This is a genomic window from Sinorhizobium glycinis, assembly GCF_001651865.1.
Taxonomy (GTDB): domain Bacteria; phylum Pseudomonadota; class Alphaproteobacteria; order Rhizobiales; family Rhizobiaceae; genus Sinorhizobium; species Sinorhizobium glycinis.
Map to the genome: position 1 here is coordinate 94,701 of NZ_LPUX01000064.1, position 17,061 is coordinate 111,761.

The window sequence follows — 17,061 nt, forward strand, 5'->3', positions numbered from 1 at the left end:
CAATGACAAGCCATGCAATCCTCTCATCGCCTTTCGGCGGCAGCCTGAAGACAGTCAGCGCCACCTTGCCGGCCGGAACGACGCTCCATGTGTGGCTGAGGTCAGTCGATCCGGTTACGCCGGCCGAACTCACAGCGAGCCAGGACGGGCGGGAGATCGGCCGCCTCACGGCGGGAAACACCGACGAGTTCGAGTTCCGGGCGCTGATGATCGAAACAGCCGGTGAAACTTTGTTTAGTTACGACTCCGCGATCACCAGCCTCTCCGTCGTCTATGCTTTTTCGGAGGCGGACGTTTTGGAAAAGGGCATCGTTGTTCTTTACAGCGGCGAGGCCAATTCCACCCCGGCCGTGCCTAGCAGCTATCATTTCCGTCCACCGTTCGGATGGATGAACGACCCGAACGGTTTCGGCCGTTTCGGCGACAAGGTTCATCTCTTCTATCAGCACTACCCCCACAGCCTGCGCTGGAACACGATGCATTGGGGTCATGCGGTCTCCGACGACTATCTCCACTGGAAGCACCTGCCGATTTTCCTGTTACCGTCGGCGGAACTCTCCGCTCGCGCCGACGGCCGCGGCGGCGCCTTCTCCGGCTCGGCAATTCCGCTTGCTGGAGAGGAGGCCGGGATCCGTGTCTTCTTCACCGAACAGGTCAAGGACCGCGAACCGGAAGAGCAGATCCAGTTGACCTCCGTCAGCCGTGACCAGATCCGCGCCGGCCCGGCGGAGATCATCCTGCCGGAACGGCCGGCCGGCCTCGACCTGACGCTCGATTTTCGTGACCCCTATGTGATCAAGGGCCCCGACGGCCGCTGGAAGATGCTCGTCGGCAGCCGCGATCACGCGGGAGGAGTGATCCTGCTCTACGATACCGCCGATCCGGACGCCGCCACGGGCTGGAACTTCGTCAGCCTTCTCCACCGCGAAAACCGGTTCGGCATGACGGCGGCCGAATGCCCCTGCATCGTGCCGCTCGGTGGTCCTGCCGACGACCCGCAAACCCGTTGGGCGCTGATCTTCGGACTGCTCACCAGCCGCGACCCGGCAACCGCGCGACGCAATATCACCCTTGCAACCGTCGGCAGCTTCGATGGCAGCACCTTCGTCAAGGAATTCGAGCAGGAACTCGACTTCGCAACCGACGCCTATGCTTTCCAGGCCTTCGTCGATCACTCCGGCCCCGTGGGCATTGCGTGGCTGGCGAACTGGACGGAGATTTCGAAGAAGACCGACTTTCCAACCGCCATGACGCTCCCGCGCCGGGTCCTGCTCGATGACGGTGTGCTGCTGACGCCGCCTGTCGAGGCAGCCGAGGGTTTGCGCCAGGATTTGGTAGACGAGCGCCGGCTGCTCGCCGGAGACAAGGTCGAGCTCACCAACGGAGCCGTCGAGTTCGTCATCGATCTCGCAGCGCCCGGCGCCACCTTCGATCTTGAATTCGACCATCCCGGCATCGAGCTCGGCGTTCGGCTCGATGCAGAGGGCCTGAGCATCCTCTACGACGTTCCGGACGGCAAATTGCTGCCCCGCTACATCGCGGCCGGGGCGAGGCCCTCGACCCTCCGCATATTCCTCGACATCGGCTCGATCGAGGTTTTTGCCGACAACGGCCGATGGACCGGAACCAAGCGCTTGCCCGGATTTGCGAGTGTGCGTTCCGCCCGCCTCACGGCACCCAAAGACAATGTGGCCGCGGCCAGCATCTGGCAGCTCAAGCTCTGACAGGCAATCAAAGGGAGGAATTTGATGGCATCCGTCACGATCGATCAGGTTCGCAAACAATACGGCGCCGTTCCGGTGATTCATGACATCTCCATGAACATCGAAGATGGCGAGTTCGTCACCCTCGTCGGCCCTTCCGGCTGCGGCAAGTCGACCCTGTTGCGCATGCTGGCCGGGCTCGAGGACATCAGCGGCGGCGAGATCCGCATTGGTGGTCGCGTTGTCAACGACGTCGCGCCGAAGGAGCGCGATATCGCCATGGTCTTCCAAAGCTATGCCCTCTATCCGCATATGACCGTCGCGGAAAACATGGGCTTCGCGCTGAAGCTGAAAGGCGAGGATAGAGCGACGATTGAAAAGAGCGTGCGCGAAGCGGCCGACATCCTGGCGCTCGCGCCGCTGCTCGATCGGCTGCCGAAACAGCTTTCCGGCGGCCAGCGCCAGCGCGTGGCGATGGGACGGGCGATCGTCCGTCAGCCGCAGGTCTACCTGTTTGACGAGCCGCTGTCGAACCTCGACGCCAAGCTACGCGTCACTATGCGCGCCGAAATCAAGGACCTGCACCAGCGCCTGAAGACGACGACCGTCTATGTCACCCACGACCAGATCGAGGCGATGACCATGGCGGACCGAATCGTCGTCATGCGCGGCGGCAAGGTCGAGCAGATCGGCAAGCCGCTCGAACTTTACGACCGCCCGGCCAATACCTTCGTCGCGACCTTCATCGGCTCGCCGGCGATGAACCTTTTCGAGGGCTCAATCATGGACAGCCTATTCGTCACGCGCGATGGCGTAGGGCTGCCGATGCCAGCCGACTATCGAGGCGCAATGGCGGAGGTCTACGGCATCCGTCCGGAGCACCTCACCATCTCCGAAACCGGCGTGCCTGCGACCGTGGTGGTCGTCGAGCCAACCGGCTCCGAAACCCATGTCCTCGTGAAGCTCGGATCGGCGGATGCCAACCTCGTCCTCAAGGACCGGGTCGATTTGCAACCTGGCCAGCCAGTGCAGGTGGCCCCGGACCGCGCAAAGCTGCATCTCTTCTCGGCGCAGGGAATACGTGTCAATTGACCGGTTGGTTCATGGTCTCGGTGGTCGCGCCACCGAGCCTTACCGGACGAGAATGGAATCGTCGACGATGATCACCGGCCGGCCGAGCGAACAGGCCTCGACGCGCGCTTCGACACGGTAAACGGATTTCAGCATGTCGGCGGTGATCACCGCCTCGGTCGGGCCGCTCGCGGCCACCGAACCGTTACTGATCACGATCGTGTCGTCGCAATAGCGCAGCGCGTGGTTCAGGTCGTGCAGCGCGATCAGCACCGCCATGCCGGACTGGGCCGACAAGCGCTTCATGAAGCCGAGCACTTCGATCTGGCGAAAGAGGTCGAGCGCCGAGGTGGGCTCGTCCATCAGCAGGACTTCCGGCCTGCGCACCAGCGCCTGGGCGATCGATACGAGCTGCCGCTGCCCGCCGGACAGTTCGCCGAGCCCGCGAAATGCCAGGTCGTCGATCCTCAAGGCCGCCAGCACCCGGTCGATTTCGGCAAGCTCGTCGTCCTTCACCTTCCAGCCGGAACCCTGCTTGGCCGAGAGCAGGACGGATTCGTAGACCGTCAGCACCGCATTCGCACCGGTGTCCTGCGGCATGTAGCAGATCGTTTCCGGACCCTTGGCGGTGTCGGAAAGATGAACGAGGCCCGGACCAGCTGCCAGCCCGGCGATGCGCTTGAAGAGCGTCGACTTGCCGGCCGCATTCGGGCCGATGACGGCGGTCAGACGCCCGCCTCTGAGCTCTCCCGTCGTAATGCCTGTCAGCACGGTGCGCCGCCCATAGGTGGCGCCGACCTCATCGAGCCTCAGGGCTACCATGCACGCCTCCTGTTGGTGAAGATCAGGACGAAGAAGAAGGGAACGCCCACGAGCGCCGTGATGATGCCGATCGGCAGCACCGCCCCCGGAATGATCATCTTGCTGACGACTGAGGTCGTCGATAGCAGCAGCGCGCCGCAGAGCACCGAGGCTGGCAGGAAGAAGCGCTGGTCCTCGCCGACCAGCATGCGGGCGATGTGTGGGCCGACGAGACCGACGAAGCCGATCGTCCCGACGAAGGAGACCGGGATCGCCGCAAGCAGGCTGACGGTCAGCATCGTCTCGAGCCTGAGCCGCCGGACATTGATGCCGAAGCTCGCCGCCTTGTCGTCGCCGAGCCTCAGCGCCGTCAGCGCCCAGGCATGACGGGCAAAGAGCGGCACGGCGAAAACCAATACGGCCGCGGTGATCCAGACCTTCGGCCAGGTTGCCTTGGTCAGGCTGCCCATCGTCCAGAACACGACGGCGGCGAGCGCCTGTTCGGAGGCGAGATATTCGAGCAGCGACAGCGCCGCATTGAAGGTGAAGACAAGGGCGATACCGAGAAGCACGATCGCCTCGACGGTGACGCCCCGCATGGTGGAAGCAAAATGGATGAAGAGCGCCGCCAGCATCGCCATCAGGAAAGCGTTGAGCGGCACCATGTACTGCACGGCGACGGGAAATATCGCGACACCGGCGACGAGCCCGAGTGCCGCGCCGAAGCCGGCCGCCGCAGAGATGCCGAGCGTGAAGGGGCTTGCCAGCGGATTGGCGAGGATCGTCTGCATCTGGGCACCGGCGACCGAAAGCGACGCGCCGACGGTCACTGCCATGAGCGCGATCGGCATGCGGATATCCCAGATCACCACACGCAGCTGGTCGCTGACCGTTTCGGAGCTGAACAGCGCCGTCAGCACGTCAGCGAGCGGATAGTTCGCCGGTCCGAGCGCCATGTCGATCGCAACCGAGAGGAACAGAGCGGCAATAAGCCCGGAGAGCATGAGCAGCCGGCGCGCGACAAGGGCGCGGTAGCGAACGCCCCCTTCGACACCGGAAATTTGATCGGCGATGGCGACCATCATTCACCCCCCTCCGAAAGCGAGACGAAATAGCCGGGCCTATAGGCGATCGGCAGGAATTCCTGGTGGAATTCGCGGAAGGTCCGATCCGGGTCGATATCGGCAAAAAGCTCGGGGTGGAACCATTTGGCGAATTGCTGGATCGGCACGAATTCGTAGGGCGCGCCGTAGAATTGATGCCAGACGGCATGCACCCTGCCCGCTTTCACCGCGTCGAGCGTGGCAAAGGCCGGCCTCTGCATCAGCCTCGTCAGCCGCTCCCGCGCCGCTTGCGGATCGGCGCCCCGGCCGACGCTGACGAACTGGTTGATGTCGGATTCGGCCGACCAGTTGCTGCCGGTGACGATCACATGATCCGGCTTGGCAACGACGATCTGCTCGGGATTGAGATCGCCGAAGGTTGCCGTGATCACGTCGGAGCCGATGTTGTGGCCGCCGGACTTCTCTACCATCTCGCCGAAATTCGCCGGCCCGAAAGTCCGGCAGCAGGCGGTCTCGCCGGTGATGCCGGGCGATCGCTCGATGAACACTTTCGGGCGCTCGATCGCACCGGCCTTGGCCAGGCGGTCGGTGACGACCGCGATCTGTGCGCGCCTGTAGTCGATGAACTCTTTCGCCCTCGCCTCGGCGCCGAAAATCTGGCCGAGGATTTCGAGGGACTTTTCGCTGTTTTTGGCCGGATCGACGCGGAAATCGAGGAAAACGACGATGATGCCGGCGGCGGCAGCCTTGTCCATAAAGCCCGATTCCTCAACGGCTTGCTGGGCCTCCAGGTTCAGGGTTAGCACGTCCGGCTTGAGCGCAATTGCCGCCTCGAGGCTGAAATCGCCGCTCGGGATATAGCCGAAGCGCGGCAGCTTCTCGATCGCCGGAAAGCGCTCGCGATAGCCATCATATGAATCCGGATCCTTCTTGATCAGATCGTCGCGCCAGCCGACGATCGTGTCGAAGACAAGCTCGCCCTTGAGCGCCGCCGCAATGTGGATCTGGCGCGCCTCGCCGAGCAGGATCCGCTTGGCCGGAAGCTCGATCTCGATCTTGCGGCCGGTGACATCGGTGATTTCCGCTGCAACGGCCGGCGCCGCGGCGATGACCGCAGCGACAAGTGCCAGGACGATATTATTCAGGACCCGCATGACAATCCTCGCGAAAAGCGATCGGAGGGCTTCAGCCCTCCGATCCGGACTTTACTGGCCGACATTCAGGGAGACGAAGTAGCCGCTCTTGTAGGGCAGCGGCAGGAAGCGTTCGTGCAATTCCTTGAACGTCGCCTCCGGGTCGAGACCCTTGAAGAGGTCCGGATGCAGCCACTTGGCGATCTGCTGGATGGCGACGAACTGGTAGGGATTGTTGTAGAACTGGTGCCAGATAGCGTGGACGTTGCCTGCTTTCACCGCCTTCACATCGGTGAAGGCCGGGCGCTTGGTGAGGTTCTCGAGCTTGCGGAACGCCTCCTTTTCGTCGGCGCCATAGCCGACGCCGACCCAGTTGCCGCCCGGTACGTAGCCTTCCCAATTGCCGCCGGTGATGATGACCTGGTCCGGGTTCGAAGCGATGATCTGCTCCGGATTGACGGTGCCGAAGGTCCCGGGGATGATGTCCTTCGCCATGTTGATGCCGCCGGCGAACTCGACCATCTTGCCGAAATTCTCGTCGCCGAAGGACATGCAGCAATCGTCCGAGTAGCCGCCGGCGCGCTCCATGAAGACGAGCGGCTTCTTCGGATTGGCCTTGGCCAGGACGTCCGTCACCTTGGCGATGCTGTCGGCGCGGAACCTGATGAATTCCTCCGCCTTCTCTTCCTTTCCGAACAGCTTGCCGATCAGGCGCATGCTCGGTTCGGTGTTTTCCATCGGCTTTTCACGGAAATCGACATAGACGAGCGGAATGCCGACCTTCTCGAGCTTCTCGATATAGCCCGCCTCTTCCGTCGCCGTCTTCGCGTCGATATTCATCAGCATGACGTCGGGCTTGAGCGCGACAGCCTGTTCGATGTCGAAGGTGCCGTCCTTCATGCCGCCGAAGGCCGGGAGCTTGGCAATATCAGGATACTTGGCGAGATAGGCGGCGTAGGTTTCCGGATCGGCCTTCGTCAGGTCGTCGCGCCAGCCGATGACCCGCTTGAAGGGCTCGTCCTTGTCCAGCGCGCCGACGAAATAGATCTGCCGTCCTTCGCCGAGGATCACGTGCTGGACCGGCACATTCACCTCGACCTCACGGCCGGTGATGTCTTTCACCTTGATCGTTTCGGCGAGTGCAGCGCTCGAAAAAAGCACGCAAAGGCCCGCGGCGGCCGCAGCCACCCTGTTGAAAACCTTCATTGATCCCTGCTCCTTTGGAAAACGCTGCCTTCTAATATTTCATGACTTTACCAGTCAACATATATCTTTTAGAACCCTTCCAAACAGGCGAGGCTGAGCATAGATGAGCGACGTGACAGCGGGTCAGAACTACGATCTTCGTGACGAGATCAAGGCCTATTGGTCGGAACGTGCCGCCACCTTCGACCTTTCTCCGGGGCATGAGATCTTCTCCGAAGAAGAGCGTGCCGCCTGGCACCGGCTTTTCCTCCGTCATCTCGGTCGCGGGGACGGACGCGCCGCACTCGACCTCGCGAGCGGCACCGGCGTCATCTCTCACCTGCTCGACGATCTCGGCTTCAAGGTGACCGGCCTCGACTGGGCCGAGCCGATGCTCGAGCGGGCGCGGCAGAAGGCGAGAGAGCGCAAGCGCAGCATCTCCTTCCGCGTCGGCGACGCGGAAAGCACGATGGAGCCGGACGACCACTACGACGTCATCGTCAACCGGCATCTGGTCTGGACGCTCGTCCATCCGGCCGCGGCGTTCGCCGAGTGGCTGCGCGTGCTGAAGCCCGGCGGCCGGCTTCTGATCGTCGACGGCGATTTCGTCAATACCAGCGCGCTGGAGCGGGTGTTCTCGAAGTTCAGCGCCTGGGGGCAGCGGGCGGGAATTTTCAAGCCGGATGCGCCCATGCACTCACGGGAGATGATGGAAACGCATCGAAGCATCCTCTCCCGCGTCTACTTCTCCAACGGTGCGCGCGCCGAGGCCGTCGTCGAGCTTCTCCAGGCCGCGGGCTTTACGGACGTCGTCGTCGATACCGAACTCGGCGAAATTCACCGGACGCAGGCGAAGCACTGGAATCTCTTCAAGGGGATGGCGCGAAAGAGCCAGCACCGCTACGCGATCCGTGCCAGCAAGCGCGTGATCTAGCCAGGCCCCGCCCTGACGGCGACCACCTCTGGCTGTACGATTTTTCACAGTTGGCTTGCCTCAAGGGCCACAATGCTGCCGCGCAATGGTCAGCAAATTGCCCCGGCATCGCCCCACCGAGCACTTCTGAGGACTCCATGGTCGATCGCCGCTCCGTCGTTTTCGACACGGAGCGGTTGAGAAAGGCGGTATTGCTGCCGATCACGACATGCACGTCGAAGAGGAATGAACATGATCACCCGTTATACATCCGTTGCATCGCTGACCGCTGCAGTCTTCAGCTTCATGCTTCTCAGCCCGGCATCGGCGCTGGAACTCGCCCAGGCACAGGAAACACAGCCGACGCAACAGGCACCGGCACAGACGGGCACCAAGAGCGCCCCCATCAGCGAACAGAAGATCGAGGCTTTCGCGGTCGCCTACCTTCAGGTCGACAAGGTCCGGCAGGAATACTCCGCCAAGATCGGAGCGACGTCGGATACGGCGTCAAAGGAAAAGCTGCAATCCGAAGCCAGCCAGCAGATGGTCAAGGCCGTCGAGGCTTCGCCGAACATATCGGTCGAGGAGTATACGACTATCCTGACGGCCGCTCAGAACGATCCCGCCCTCGCCAAGAAGGTCCAGGAAAAACTTCAGAGCACCGCGCCTGCTGGGCAGGCCCCAGCGCAACAATAAGTCGCGAGCCATACTGCAGAGTCTTCGGCGTTCCGGCATCGGAACGCCGAATCGATTCGAGGGAGCCTATTTTCCGGTTGCGCTGTATGGAGCTGCGACCGGCTTGGACTCCGGCGATCCACGGAAACGCAGGAAAATCGATAACAGGACCAGCAGCAGCGTGGAGAGGAACTCCGATTGCCAGTTCTGAAAGCACTCGAACCAGAACTCGGCATCTGCCAATCGTGTCCATAGGTCGATAGGCGGCTCGCCATGGCGCATGGCATCCACGTTTGCAGCCGCGGCGCTGGCGCGCAGGTGGAAAACAAAGCTCAGAACGAACAATCCGGCAAGCGCGATGCCCAACGAATAGGAATAGAACGTCCTGACCAGTTGCCCTTGCCGAACAGCCCACGGGGCCTTCGGATCGTTCCTTTTGTTGCGAGGATCTTCGTCCACATCCGTCGAGGTGGCGTCCGGGTCCTTGGATTCAGCCGAACCGCGCTGGTAGAGGAACGCCGTAAGGCAGACATAGGCTGCCATCTGCAGAAACTCGCTTTCCCAGTTCTCGAACAGAGCGGACAGGAAGTGGCCGGTGGCGAGATAACTTGCGACGGACACAGTCGGTTCGCCATGAATCACCGCCTCTTCATTGAAGGCTTGAGTGCCGGCGAATATCATGCCCGCTATGGTTGCGGCGGTAAGAACGGTCAGGGTAATGCTCAGTCCGTTGTCACGCAGGAACGACATTCAATTTCTCCGCCATTGCGGTGCGACGGCCGATCCGGCAATCATCAAGTGACGAGCCAGAAGAAGGCCCCCGACACGAGAATGAAAAGGCCTATTGCAGCGAGCAGGCGAAGCATCCCGGCATTGGTATTGTTGCCGAGGAGCCGGTTCCAGGTATCTCCGCCCGTCCCTTCGTCACTGCTTTCCTGATGTTCCTGAGTTGAGGTTTCCTTGCCGACCCGGCCGACATCGGGGTTCGGCCTGATCGGTTTGCCGCCGCCACTGTAATCCCGTGGCGACGGTTGTGGCGGGTCAACCGACATCTCCGCGCGCAAGTCCTGACCAACGCTGCCGGCGTCCGACGCGTCGGCCACGTGATTTTCGCCGGAAACGTTCTCTGCTGTCCTTTGCGGCTGTGGACCGAGGCGACGCGCCGGCCACGACACGTCGGGCGACTGTGATGCCCGGTGTGGTCGCCGCTCGGCGCGGCCGGCCTTTCCGAGATCTCCGTTATCCTGGTTCTGCGGCATGCTGCCTCCATGGCCGGCGCCCATGAAGGGCGCCAGCCCTATCTTTCCAAGCGTGCGTCAGTGCCGCCCGCTCTGATTGTGATCGCCACCGGGCATTGTCACACCCTTCAGGCCCGTACCTGCTGCTGAGGGCTGTTCGCGAGCGGCGTCAGCCAGCGACACGATGCCGACGAGGCGCTTGTTGCGATTGACCACAGGCAGGCGCCGCACCTGGATGTCGCCCATGTTCCGCGCCACATCGTCCACTTCCTCGTCCTCGAAGCAGTATTTGACGTCCGTCGTCATAACGTCTCGCACTTTCGCCTGCGGATCGAGGCCGTCCGCCACGCCCCGCACGACGATGTCGCGATCCGTCACCATGCCGACCAGGCGGTCATGGTCCTCGACCGGCATGAAGCCGATATCGTTTTCAGCCATCTGCCGCGCTACATCTCTGATCGTATCATTGGGGGTAACCAGATGAACGTCTCGGCTCATGATCTCCGATACATGCATTTTTCGTACTCCTTTTTCCTTGGACGCGATGTCTGCTCCGGACGAGCCGTTTGGGACGAACCGAAGCAGACATTTGGGAAAGCTGTCCTAGTGCGCTCGCGCTCCGTTCCTGGCGGGCCTTCCGCGCGGCGCAGGCGCTTTCGGGGTTGAGACGGCGTTGGTCGTTCCCTCTGTTTCGAGGCTCTCGCCTCCATCGAGGCCCGATCCACCCCGTACCTGCATTTCCCGGGCTGCCTGCTCCCAGTGGCGCAGATCCTGGCCGTCCGGACGGCCTTCCTGCTCCCATATGGCGTAGGCCCTGCGCTTGATCAGCTCTTCCTTGTCGTTCTCCATGTCCCTTACCTCGCTGTTGAAAGCCTTGTCGGCAAAATTCAAACGGAACGACCGCCCATTTGTTCCATGGCTCAAATCCTATTCCAGTATCCGTCGCCGGAGCCGCCGCCATATTGGGGCGGCTCCGGATTTTCGTCGGGATTCGGGACCGGCGCCTCGTCCGGAAGGCGGTCCGGCTCGGGTTCACCGATGGGGGGTTCCGGCTCGAAGGGCGGCGGCGGGGGCGGAGCTTGCCCCGGCTGGCGCGGATTTTGCATTTCTGCCTCCATTCCTCGTGAAATCCTGGATGGTTCCAGACTTCCCTGGACAATCCCGCGCGCTCGGGAATGTTCCGCCCCGCAGTGGCCCCCTCAGCCGTTAGGGCGCTGCGGGACGAAAGCAGCTACGCTCTGCGCGGGGACCGTTTCGCGATTCTCGGCGGCGTGCGTCACGAAGGCCCCATCCGCGGCGGTATTGAGGGCCCACCGCCAACTCTCGGCGCCGTGCGATCGAGGAAGAGCAACTTCGCAGTCGCCACCGGCGTTGAGGACAAGGAATATCTCACCCTCCGGTGCCTCGGCGGGTGAGAGGCGGCAGAGATAGACGCCAAGAGTGCGCAATTCGCCATCGCCCCATGCCGCCTCGTCCATCTGGCTGCCGTCGGGCTTGTACCATGCGATCTCGACGCGGCCGTGCTCGTCGGTGGCGCCTTCCAGAAAGTTCTCCTGGCGCAGCACCGGATGCTCACGCCGGAAAGCGACCATCCCGCGGCAGAAGGCCAGGAAGGCATCGTCCGGCCGGCTCCAGTCGATCCAGCCGATCTCGTTGTCCTGGCAATAGGCGTTGTTGTTGCCGCCCTGGCCGTTGCCGAGCTCGTCGCCGCCAAGGACCATCGGAACGCCCTGGCTCAGCATCAGGGTGGCAACCATGGCGGAACGCCGGCGGCGGCGCGCATTTTCGATCTCGGGGTCGTCGGTCGGGCCCTCGACGCCCATATTATCGGAGTGGTTGTCCGAGTGGCCGTCGCGGTTCTCTTCGCCATTCGCCTCGTTGTGCTTCTCGGCGTAGGAAACTGTATCCATCAGCGTGAAGCCGTCATGCGCACTCAACAGGTTGATCGACGTGGTTGCGGCCCGTCCGGAATGGTTGAACTGAACCGGCGAGCCGGCGAGCCGTTCGGCAAGCACCGGCACAACGCCGCCATCTCCCTTCCAGAAGCGGCGGATATCGTCGCGGAAGCGGTCGTTCCACTCGCGGAAGGGCGGCGGAAAGCCGCCGAGCTGATAGCCGCCGTCGCCGATATCCCACGGTTCAGCGATGAGCTTGACCCCGGCCAGGATCGGATCCTGCCTGATCGCATCGAAGAAGCCGCCCTCGCGGTCGAACTCCATGTATTCGCGCCCAAGCGCACTCGCCAAATCGAAGCGGAAGCCGTCGATATGCATGACGCCGACCCAGTAACGGAGGCTGTCAAGCACCATGCGCAGCACCATGGGATGCGCGACGTTCAGCGTGTTGCCGGTGCCGGTCATGTCATAGGTATGCCGAGGCTGCTCCGGCGACTGGCGGTAATAGCTGAGATTGTCGAGGCCGCGGAAGCTGAGCGTCGGCCCATGCTCCGTACCCTCGGCGGTGTGGTTGTAGACGACGTCCATCAGGACCTCGATGCCGGCGGCGTGGAAGCGCTTCACCATCGCCTTGAACTCGGTGATCCTGGTGCCCTTCAGGTAGCGGGCGTGCGGTGCGAAATAGCCGAGCGGCTGATAGCCCCAGTAGTTCCTGAGGCCTCGTTCGACCAGGTAGCGGTCGTCGAGGAAATACTGCACCGGCAGAAGCTCGACTGCGGAGACGCCGAGCTTCACCAGATGCTCGATGACCGCGTCGCTGGCCATGCCGAGGAAGGTGCCGCGCAATTCGTCCGGTACGCCCGGATGCGTCATGGTCATGCCGCGTAGGTGGGTTTCGTAAATGATCGTCTCGGTCCAGGGGCGGCGGATCGCCTCTTCGCCGTCCCAGTCGAAGTTCGGATCCTGAACGACGCCCTTGACCATGAATGGGGCGCTGTCGCGCTCGTCGAAGGAAAGATCGCCCTCCGGGCTGCCGATCGTGTAGCCGAACAGCGTGTCGTCCCAGACGAATTGGCCGGCCATCTGCTTTGCATAGGGATCGAGGAGCAGCTTGTTCGGGTTGAAACGATGCCCGTTGTGCGGGTCATAGGGCCCGTAGGCGCGATAGCCGTAAAGCGTGCCCGGACCCAGCCCTTCGATATATCCGGACCAGATATCGCCTTCCCGCTTCGGCAGCGGCAGGCGGGCGGTTTCCTTGCTGCCATCGTCGGAAAAGAGACAAAGCTCGATCTTTTCGGCATGCGCGGAAAACACCGCGAAATGGGTGCCCTGGCCGGTGTACTCGGCACCGAGCTCCGGCTTCAGGAAATCGAGTTCGGAGAAAGCCACATTCATTCGTGTCGTCGCGCCCCCTGCAGCGTCATGGAAGTGAAGGGGGCAACGCCGATGGCGGCAACTTTGTTCCTGCCGACCCGCGGCAAGGCGGGTTGCGGCGGAACTTTCGGCGCGTCCCGGCAGTTCTCGTCTCTTGCCGATCTCGCTAGAGCAAGGAAGACGAATGCCTGACCGTATCCGGAAAACCTGGGGCGCCGACCTGACCTCAGGCGATGTGGCGCATTTTCGCTTGTGGGCGCCCGACGAGCATGCCGTTCGCCTCGTTCTCGATGGCACCTCGCACGCGATGCACGCGCTCGACGGCGGCTGGTTCGAAGTCTCAGCCCAGGCACGGGCGGGAGACAGCTACTGCTTCGAGCTTTCCGATGGGACGCGCGTCGCCGATCCCGCCTCCCGCGCCCAGGCGGAGGGAGCGAGCGGCCCGTCGGTGCTCGTCGATCATTCGGCCTATGAGTGGAAAGCCGCCTCCTGGCGCGGCCGGCCCTGGGAAGAAGCGATCGTCTTGGAGCTGCATGTCGGCTGCTTTACGCCCGAGGGCACCTTTCGCGCCGCCGCCAAGCGGCTGCCGCATCTCGCCGAGGCGGGAATTACCGCCATCGAGATTATGCCGGTCGCCGAATTTCAAGGCGAGCGCGGCTGGGGCTACGACGGCGTGCTGCCCTATGCGCCGCACCACGCCTATGGGGCGCCCGACGATCTCAAGGCGCTGGTTGATGCGGCGCACGGGCTCGGCATGATGGTCCTGCTCGACGTCGTCTACAATCACTTCGGACCGGAGGGCAACGATCTGACCCGCTACGCCGGCCGCTTCTTCAACAGGAATAGACCGACCCCATGGGGGGCTTCCATCGCCTTCGAGGAGCCCGCGGTGCGGCGCTTCTTCATCGAGAATGCACTTTATTGGCTGAGCGACTTCCGCTTCGACGGGCTGCGCCTCGACGCGACGGACCAGATACGAGACACGAGCGAGCCGCATTTTCTTGCCGCCCTGGCGCGGGAGGTAAAAGAGAGTTTCGCCGACCGCCGCGTCCACCTGGTCATCGAGGATGCCGACCGTCGGCGCAATCTCGTGCGGCGCAACGACGACGGGACGGTCGCGCTCTTCACCGCCGGGTGGAACGACGATTTTCATCACGGCCTCCATGTCGTCGCAACAGGCGAAAAAAGGGGCTTCTATCGAGCTTTCGCCAAGCGCCCCTGGCAGGCGACGCGCGAGGCCATGACGGACGGCTTCGCCTCGATTGGAACGACCAAGAGAATTTCCGCTGATCAGCCGGAGGGTCGGGTGCCACCGCAGGCGCGGGTGAGCTTTCTCCAGAACCATGATCAGGTCGGAAACCGGGCCTTCGGCGATCGCCTCGTTACGCTTGCCAAGAATGATGAGCTGCGCGTGATGGCTGCGTTGCTGATGCTCTCGCCGCAGATTCCGCTGCTCTTCATGGGCGAGGAATATGGAGAATGCCAGCCTTTCCTGTTCTTCGCCGACTATCAGGGCGATCTCGGCGAGGCCGTGCGTCGGGGGCGGCAGGAGGAAGCCGAAAATTTTGGCGGCATGCCGAGCGGCAAGACGGCCGACGACCTTCCCGATCCGCTTGATCCTCGCACCTTCGCCGCTTCGAAGCTTCGCTGGGAACGCGCGGAGAGCGCGGCCGGCAGGGAGCATCTCGCCTTCACGCGCCGACTTGCGGATATCCGGCAGCGGCACATTGCGCCTTTGATGACGAACTGCAATCTTCCGAGCTTCGAGGTCTATCCCACCCGCGACGGCATTGTCGCCATTGATTGGTCGTTCGGCGGCCCGATGCTCGAGTTGCGTGCCAATTTCTCGGCAGGGAGACTGTCCGTTCCGACGGTCCACGGCGAGCCTGTATTCGGCATCGAGGTCCTGGACGGCTCCGAATTGTCAGGGCCGGGCATCGTTGCTGCCGTGAGGCATAATTAGCCGGTGAACGGAACATGGCTCCAACCCGTCGGTTTAGCCCTTTGCATAGGTGGTATCGAACCGAGCTAGTGCCTTGAAACACATGCCAACTGAACCAGTCAAAATGGGCCCGGCCCTCTCCGGCGAGCATGCCGAAGCACCCTCCATCGCCGCGCTGCGCAAGGAGGCCGAGGGCTGCGAACGCTGCGACCTCTACAAGAATGCGACGCAGCTCGTGTTTGGCGAAGGACCCGGCAAAGCCCGCGTCGTCCTTGTTGGCGAGCAGCCCGGCGATCGGGAAGATCTGGCGGGCCGGCCGTTCGTCGGTCCTGCCGGGCGAATCCTCGACGAGTGCCTGCATGAGGCTGGCATCGATCGCTCAAGCTGCTATCTCACCAATGCGGTCAAGCATTTCAAGTTCGAGCAACGCGGCAAGCGCCGTCTGCATTCACGGCCCAATGCGGGCGAGATTCAGCGCTGTTCCTGGTGGCTCGGCGCAGAACTGGAGAAGCTTCAGCCCGAGGTCGTCGTCGCGCTCGGTGCGACGGCGCTTTCATCGCTGCTCGGACGCCGCGCCGGTGTGATGAAAAACCGCGGCGACCTGATCGCCACGCCGGCCGGCTACCCGGTTCTCGTCACAATCCACCCGTCCTATCTCTTAAGGATCCAGAACAGGGAGGACGCCGCGGCGGAACGCGCCCGTTTCGTCAAGGACCTCGCCAAGATCGCCGCCCACGTCGACTGAGCTCAGAACTGTCGGTCGAGTTCGGGATAGTGGCGGAAAACGCAGGATTCATTGAAGGGCAGTCGCCGATCGGAGGCCAGATAGCTCAAAATCCGCGGTCGCGCCGCAACCGCATCATGCAGCGCAATCAGCGCCGGCACGTGCTCCTCGTTGGCACCCATGGCTTTCGGAAACGCATAGCGCAAGCCCTCGATCAATTGGAACAGCGAAAGATCGACATAGCTCAATTGCCCGCCGACACTATGCGCCTGGCCCGTGGGGTTTCGGGTGAGAACACCTTCGTAATAGCCAAGATATTTCGGCAGCCGCTCCGTCAGAAAGTTCGCGGCCCGTTTCGATGCTTCGGATTTCTGCTCCTCGTAGTAGAGCGACACGCCAATCGGATGGTGCGTGTCGTGAACCTCCGCAACGCAATCGGTGATCGTCAGCTGCAGGCCGTTGGCGACGTGGCGGAGCCCCTCTTCCTCGGGCGCCAGCCCAAGCCGCGGCCCGAGGTAGAAGAGGATATTTGCGACATGGGAGACGATCAGTTCGCCGTCTATCAGAAAGGGCGGTGCGAAGGGCGAGGTTGCGCCCCCGCCATCCTTCATCAGCTTCAGCATCGCGTCCGTGCCGCCGGGCTGGCGCGCTACGTCGACGTAGTCGGCGCCCGCCTCCTCCAGTGCGAGACGCACAAATTCGCCGCGGCCGGGAATTCCGTCCCAGTAATAGAGCTTGAATACCATGGAGCCCCCTCCTCGCTTTTCAGCCTTTGGGCTCTCGCCCGAAATCCTTTCTGAGTTCGTCCTTCGCCTTTTCCAAGACGTTCTTCTGCTCGCTGCTCAAACCGGATCCGGCCCTGTTGATATAGAAGGTCAGCATGGACATGGCGGAGCGGAAAGCGCTGGACTTACGCCGTTTGCTCGCCTCAGCCGAGCGTTTCAGTGAATGCGCAATCTTCCGCGGATCATCCGAAGCAAAAACCCCGGGCTCGATGTCCAGCGCGTTGCTATGCGCCGTCACCTCCTGCGACCATTCAACCTTCTTTTCACTGCTCTTGCCCATCGGGCTTTACGGGCGGTTCAGCGCAGCCACACGGGCACCTCGGAAGCCTGCCGAAACTCGCGCGCCCGGTCCTTCCAGCCGAGCTTTTCCCAGGCGAATTTCTGGGCGGCCATCCTTGCCGTTTCCTTCGTGGGATAAATATCCGGCAACACATAGTCCTTGTCGCCGCAGGAGAGCAGCGCTCTACCGCTCTTCAGATCAAAATGAAGCTGCAGGCATTCCTCCGCATGCATCGAATCCCTCCCGGACATGATCAATAACAACGGCTGCTGCGGGTA

Annotated in this window: 19 protein-coding genes; 6 read left to right on the forward strand and 13 right to left on the reverse strand. The window is 62.6% G+C overall.

Annotated elements, in window-relative coordinates; all coding sequences use genetic code 11:
• The first annotated feature begins 2 nt into the window (after positions 1–2).
• Positions 3–1,724: a beta-fructofuranosidase gene (locus AU381_RS20395; RefSeq protein ID WP_064243559.1), complete on the forward strand. Its 1,722-nt coding sequence runs from the start codon at positions 3–5 to the stop codon at positions 1,722–1,724.
• A 24-nt stretch (positions 1,725–1,748) separates the two neighbouring features.
• Positions 1,749–2,795, forward strand: coding sequence for an ABC transporter ATP-binding protein (locus AU381_RS20400; protein WP_064243560.1), 1,047 nt, complete (start codon positions 1,749–1,751; stop codon positions 2,793–2,795).
• Between the two features lie 39 nt (positions 2,796–2,834).
• On the opposite strand, the gene AU381_RS20405 is transcribed toward AU381_RS20400, so the two are convergent.
• The 4 genes from AU381_RS20405 to AU381_RS20420 are packed head-to-tail and all read right to left on the reverse strand — an operon-like array spanning position 2,835 to position 6,978.
• Positions 2,835–3,596: an ABC transporter ATP-binding protein gene (locus AU381_RS20405; protein ID WP_064243561.1), complete on the reverse strand. Its 762-nt coding sequence runs from the start codon at positions 3,594–3,596 to the stop codon at positions 2,835–2,837.
• Positions 3,590–4,660 (reverse strand): FecCD family ABC transporter permease, encoded by a 1,071-nt coding sequence (locus AU381_RS20410; RefSeq protein ID WP_064243562.1) that lies wholly within the window; start codon positions 4,658–4,660, stop codon positions 3,590–3,592. Before AU381_RS20410 ends, AU381_RS20405 begins: the two co-directional genes overlap by 7 nt.
• Complete coding sequence (locus AU381_RS20415) at positions 4,657–5,793, reverse strand: ABC transporter substrate-binding protein (protein ID WP_064243563.1); 1,137 nt, start codon at positions 5,791–5,793, stop codon at positions 4,657–4,659. The genes AU381_RS20410 and AU381_RS20415 overlap by 4 nt, the downstream gene beginning before the upstream one ends.
• A 51-nt stretch (positions 5,794–5,844) precedes the next feature.
• Entirely contained in the window at positions 5,845–6,978 is a 1,134-nt protein-coding gene (locus AU381_RS20420) for an ABC transporter substrate-binding protein (protein WP_064243564.1), read from the reverse strand.
• A gap of 103 nt (positions 6,979–7,081) precedes the next feature.
• Here AU381_RS20420 and AU381_RS20425 point away from each other — a divergent pair, with 103 nt between their 5' ends.
• Positions 7,082–7,891: a class I SAM-dependent methyltransferase gene (locus AU381_RS20425; protein WP_064243565.1), complete on the forward strand. Its 810-nt coding sequence runs from the start codon at positions 7,082–7,084 to the stop codon at positions 7,889–7,891.
• Positions 7,892–8,122: 231 nt separating this feature from the next.
• Positions 8,123–8,566, forward strand: a complete 444-nt coding sequence (locus tag AU381_RS20430; RefSeq protein ID WP_064244158.1) for a DUF4168 domain-containing protein — start codon at positions 8,123–8,125, stop codon at positions 8,564–8,566.
• A gap of 66 nt (positions 8,567–8,632) precedes the next feature.
• Here AU381_RS20430 and AU381_RS20435 read toward each other — a convergent pair whose 3' ends face one another.
• From AU381_RS20435 to glgX, 6 genes are all read right to left on the reverse strand, one after another.
• Entirely contained in the window at positions 8,633–9,295 is a 663-nt protein-coding gene (locus tag AU381_RS20435; protein ID WP_064243566.1) for a DUF6766 family protein, read from the reverse strand.
• A gap of 44 nt (positions 9,296–9,339) precedes the next feature.
• The gene (locus AU381_RS20440; protein WP_244520100.1) at positions 9,340–9,828 is read right to left on the reverse strand and encodes a hypothetical protein; all 489 of its coding nucleotides are present in this window, start codon (positions 9,826–9,828) and stop codon (positions 9,340–9,342) included.
• Between the two features lie 33 nt (positions 9,829–9,861).
• A complete protein-coding gene (locus AU381_RS20445) occupies positions 9,862–10,299 on the reverse strand; it encodes a CBS domain-containing protein (protein WP_064243567.1) in 438 nt (145 codons plus the stop codon).
• Positions 10,300–10,386: 87 nt separating this feature from the next.
• Positions 10,387–10,632, reverse strand: a complete 246-nt coding sequence (locus AU381_RS31100) for a DUF2934 domain-containing protein (RefSeq protein ID WP_064244160.1) — start codon at positions 10,630–10,632, stop codon at positions 10,387–10,389.
• 71 nt (positions 10,633–10,703) lie between these two features.
• Positions 10,704–10,889 (reverse strand): hypothetical protein, encoded by a 186-nt coding sequence (locus AU381_RS31105; RefSeq protein WP_064244161.1) that lies wholly within the window; start codon positions 10,887–10,889, stop codon positions 10,704–10,706.
• A 93-nt stretch (positions 10,890–10,982) separates the two neighbouring features.
• A complete protein-coding gene (glgX, locus tag AU381_RS20460) occupies positions 10,983–13,073 on the reverse strand; it encodes a glycogen debranching protein GlgX (RefSeq protein WP_064243568.1) in 2,091 nt (696 codons plus the stop codon).
• Positions 13,074–13,236: 163 nt separating this feature from the next.
• On the opposite strand from glgX, the gene treZ reads away from it, so the two are divergent.
• On the forward strand, positions 13,237–15,015 hold the full coding sequence (treZ, locus tag AU381_RS20465) for a malto-oligosyltrehalose trehalohydrolase (RefSeq protein WP_064243569.1): 1,779 nt from the start codon (positions 13,237–13,239) through the stop codon (positions 15,013–15,015).
• A gap of 82 nt (positions 15,016–15,097) precedes the next feature.
• Positions 15,098–15,739, forward strand: a complete 642-nt coding sequence (locus AU381_RS20470) for a UdgX family uracil-DNA binding protein (protein ID WP_064243570.1) — start codon at positions 15,098–15,100, stop codon at positions 15,737–15,739.
• Positions 15,740–15,741: 2 nt separating this feature from the next.
• Here the strand turns inward: AU381_RS20470 and AU381_RS20475 are convergent, their stop codons facing one another.
• The 3 genes from AU381_RS20475 to AU381_RS20485 are packed head-to-tail and all read right to left on the reverse strand — an operon-like array spanning position 15,742 to position 17,016.
• Entirely contained in the window at positions 15,742–16,464 is a 723-nt protein-coding gene (locus tag AU381_RS20475) for a glutathione S-transferase (RefSeq protein ID WP_064243571.1), read from the reverse strand.
• Between the two features lie 19 nt (positions 16,465–16,483).
• Positions 16,484–16,783, reverse strand: coding sequence for a DUF3175 domain-containing protein (locus AU381_RS20480; RefSeq protein WP_064243572.1), 300 nt, complete (start codon positions 16,781–16,783; stop codon positions 16,484–16,486).
• A gap of 17 nt (positions 16,784–16,800) precedes the next feature.
• Positions 16,801–17,016, reverse strand: coding sequence for a hypothetical protein (locus AU381_RS20485; protein ID WP_064244162.1), 216 nt, complete (start codon positions 17,014–17,016; stop codon positions 16,801–16,803).
• Between the last annotated feature and the right edge of the window lie 45 nt (positions 17,017–17,061).